A 3,783-nucleotide genomic window follows, 5' to 3' on the forward strand; every position below is an offset into this window, starting at 1 on the left:
ACGCCGCGCCGCCCCGGACGTCCCCGTCCCCGGGACGGTCCCGGCACGGGCCGGGGGAGCGCCCGCCCTGCCGGACGCGCCGGACGTCGCAGGTGCCCCGGACGTGCCGGACGTGCCGGGTGCGCCGGACGTCGTAGGTGCGCCGGACGCACCGGACGCCGCAGGTGCTCCGGGTACGCCGGATGTGCCGGACGCCACAGGTGCGCCGGATGTGCCGGGTGCTCCGGGCCCGCTGGACGCCTCAGACGCCTCAGACGCCCTGGATGTCCCGGGCGCCTCGGACAGCGACGAGGCCCGTGGCGCGACCCGCCCCGGCCCGCGCGACCGGGACGAGAGCGCGGCCCAGTGGCCGTCCAGAGCGGTCCGCCCCGCCCCGGCCGCACCCCGCCTCCCGAACGCCCTCCGCGGCAGCCTTGACTGGCTCGCGGAACGACACGAGCGAGCCCTCCACCGCGCCCGCCGACAACAGAGCGAGACCGCGACCGCCCGTAAGGGAGCCCCGCCCACGGCCGCCGACGCGGGCGGTGGTCCGGCCGCGGACCGCGAGGAGGGCCGCGGCGCGGGCGTTCGTAACGGGGGCCAGGGCGACCACGTCCACGAGGAGGGCCAGGCCGCGGGCGTCCCCGAGGGAGACCAGGGCGCAGGCGCTCGCCGAGCGAGCCGGGACGCAGGCGTTCGCGGGAACGGCCGGGGCTCGGGCCTCCCAGAGGAAGGCCGGGGCTCGGGCCTCCCAGAGGAAGGCCGGGGCTCGGGCGCCCCCGAGGAAGGCCGTGGCTCGGTCGTCCGCCAGGGAGCCCAAGGCCCGGGCGTCCGTAAGGGAGCCCAGGCCATAGGCGTCCGCGGCGAGGGGGGCCGGAGCACGGGTGTCCGTAAGGGGGGTGCGGGCGTCCGCCGGGCGGGCCGGGGTGTCGGTGTCCGTAAGGGTGGCGTCGGCGTCCGCTGGGCAAGCCGGGGTGCGGGCCACCGCGAACGGGGCCTGGACGCCCAGGCCCGGGAGCGGGAGCGCATATCTGGGCGTCGTTATGGCGGCCTTACCGTCGTCGCCGTTTACGGCGCGGCCGGGGCGCTTGCCGTGGTCGCGCTGGTGTGGACCGAGTGGCATGGGGTGCGGCAGCCGGAGGCGGCGCTGGCCTTTGGGGCGCTCATCGCGGTGGGGGAGGCGATCCGGTGCGTGGAGGCTCCGCCCGCGCTTCCGGGGGGCAGCGGGGTGCCCGATCCGCGTGGGGAGCCCGCGCCCGTCGCCGCCGCGGGTGCCCTCGGCTACGCCCTGCTCGGACGGCTCGGCGGGGAGCCGACCACTCACGGTGTCCTCCAGGTGGTCACCGTCGTCGTGGCCGCCTCCCTGGCCGGGCTGGTGGCGCCGCTGGCACTCGGCTGTCCGGTCGACCCCGGCCACACCGCCCGCCGGGCGCTCACCGTCGCGTTCGCCGCCATCTGCTTCCAACCGCTGCACCGGACCGGCCTCTTGGGCTCCTGGTTCGGCCACAGCCCGTATCTCGTGGGCTATTTGCTGGCCCTGCTGGCCGTGACCGCCCTGTGCGACGCCGTCCTGGCCGCCGCGCTCGCCCGCGCCCGTACCGGCTGGCCTTACGGACCGCTGCTCCGCGATGAGCTGCGGTCGCTGCCCGGCGTCGCGGCGGCGGTCTGCGCGACCGCCGTGGTGATGCCGCTCACCGTGGCCGTCGCCGGGCTGTGGCCGGTGCCGGTGCTGGCGGTGCCGCTGCTGCTGATCCAGTACTCCTACCGCCGTTACGCGGGGATACGGGCCACCTACCGCCAGACCATCGCCTCCCTGGCCCGCTCGACCGAGATAGCCGGGTACACCCCGACCGGCCACGCCCGTGAGGTGGCCGCGCTCAGCCGGGCGGTCGGGCATGAGCTGGGGCTCTCCGAGCCGCGGCTGACTGTGCTGGAATACGCGGCGCTGATGCACGACATCGGCCAGCTCTCGCTGGTGGACCCGGTGCCCGCCGGGGCCACCGAGCCGCTGCCCGCCGCCGAGCAGCGCAAAATCGCGCTGCTCGGCGGCGCTGTGGTCCGCCAGACCGGGGTACCCGCCGAGGTGGCACAGGTCGTGGAGCGCCAGGCGGACCCCTACCACGAGCAGCCGCTCGCCGCGCGTATCGTGCGCGCGGTGAACGCGTATACCGAGCTGGTCAGCGGGCCAGGGGCCGAGGGTGCGGCCGGGGCGGCCGCCCTGCGCGCCCTGGAGCGGCTGCGGCTGGCCACGGCGCGCGACTTCGACCCCATCGTGGTCGAGACGCTCGCCACCGTGCTGTCGCGCCAGGTGTACGGCCGGCCCCGGTGAGAACTCGCCGGTAATAAGCGGGGCTCCCGAGGGGCATGGTTGGATGCGAGGAGAGGGGTGCCAGGCCGAATGGCCGGTGGCAAGGAGGTGTGGAGGGCTTCGCATCCCGGCCGGAGGGTGAGGGGCCGGGCTGAGATGTCCGCGAATGTGTGGCAGGTTGTCTTCAAGGGAGGGCGACGCCGTCCGCGAAGGCATCTGGTACGGGACGACTTCGATACCGGCAGGCGGGAATCGTGAAGATCTTCGGCAAGGTACGGCACCGGCCGTCCGCCTCATGGCGGCAGGCCACGGACCGTGCGTTCACGCTCATCGGCGACGGCCGGTACGAGGACGCGGGAGCGCTGCTGACCCGCGCCGCCGACCTGGAGCCGTGGCTGTCGGAGTCCTGGTTCAACCTGGCGCTGCTGCACAAGTTCCGGCACGACTGGGAGCAGGCGCGCGCCGCGGGGCTGCGGGCGGTCGCGCTCCTGGACCGCGAGACGGGCGCTCCGGACTGGTGGAACGTGGGAATCGCGGCCACCGCGCTTCAGGACTGGCCGCTGGCCCGCCGCGCCTGGCAGGCGTACGGGCTGAAGGTGCCCGGAGAGGCGTCCGCGTCCGGGGAGCCGCTCGGCATGGAGCTGGGCAGCGCGGCGGTAAGGCTGTCGCCGGAGGGCGAGGCCGAGGTGGTCTGGGGCCGCCGGCTGGACCCGGCCCGGATCGAGGTGCTGTCCATCCCGCTGCCGTCGTCCGGGCGGCGCTGGGGCGAGGTGGTGCTCCACGACGGCGTACCGCACGGTGAGCGCGTGACCTCCGCGGGCCCCTCGTACCCGGTCTTCGACGAGATCGAGCTGTGGGCGCCGTCCCCGGTGCCGACCTGGGTGGTGCTGCTGGAGGCGGCCACCGAGGCCGACCGGGACGCCCTGGAGCGGCTCGCGGCGGACGCGGGCTTCGCGGCCGAGGACTGGTCGTCGTCGGTGCGGCTGCTGTGCCGCTCCTGCTCGGAGAGCCGGATGCCCAGCGACGAGGGCGAGGGCGAGCATCTGGACCCGCACGACCACAGCGAACCGGGCCACCCCGGGCCGCTGGGCCACCGTATGGCGGGCTCGGGCTCGCTGTGGGTGCCCGAGCGGGAATGCGGGATCGCGGCGCCTGGGGGGCTGGTGCGGGGGCTGCTGGACGGGTGGGTGGCCGACAGCCCGGACACCCGTGAGTGGCGGGATCTGGAAGAGGTCTGCTGACCGCCTGGCGGCTGGCTGCTGTGCTGGGGGCTTAGGCGGGGGCGGCGGGACGTGACGCCTGCGGCGGGCTGTTCCCCTACCCGCCCCTTCCCGAAACCGGGGCTGCGCCCCAGACCCCGGGCCGGAACCGGGGCTGCGCCCCAGGCCCCTGCCGGAACCTGGGTTCCGCCCCAGGCCCCCGGGGCTGCGCCCCAGACCCCGCCGGAACCGGGGCTCCGCCCCAGGCCCCGAGCCGGGGCTTCACCCCTTCCCGCA

The 3,783-nt window shown here is 76.0% G+C and carries 2 protein-coding genes; both read left to right on the forward strand.

Annotated features, from left to right (window positions below; translation table 11 throughout):
• Positions 1-1,006 precede the first annotated feature (1,006 nt).
• Positions 1,007-2,308, forward strand: a complete 1,302-nt coding sequence (locus tag KN815_RS29735) for an HD-GYP domain-containing protein (RefSeq protein WP_372458509.1) — start codon at positions 1,007-1,009, stop codon at positions 2,306-2,308.
• A 233-nt stretch (positions 2,309-2,541) separates the two neighbouring features.
• Positions 2,542-3,528, forward strand: coding sequence for a tetratricopeptide repeat protein (locus KN815_RS29740; protein ID WP_014054791.1), 987 nt, complete (start codon positions 2,542-2,544; stop codon positions 3,526-3,528).
• The last annotated feature ends 255 nt before the right edge of the window (positions 3,529-3,783 follow it).

The sequence above is a fragment of the Streptomyces niphimycinicus genome, from assembly GCF_018883605.1.
In the GTDB taxonomy this organism is placed as follows: Bacteria; Actinomycetota; Actinomycetes; order Streptomycetales; family Streptomycetaceae; genus Streptomyces; species Streptomyces niphimycinicus.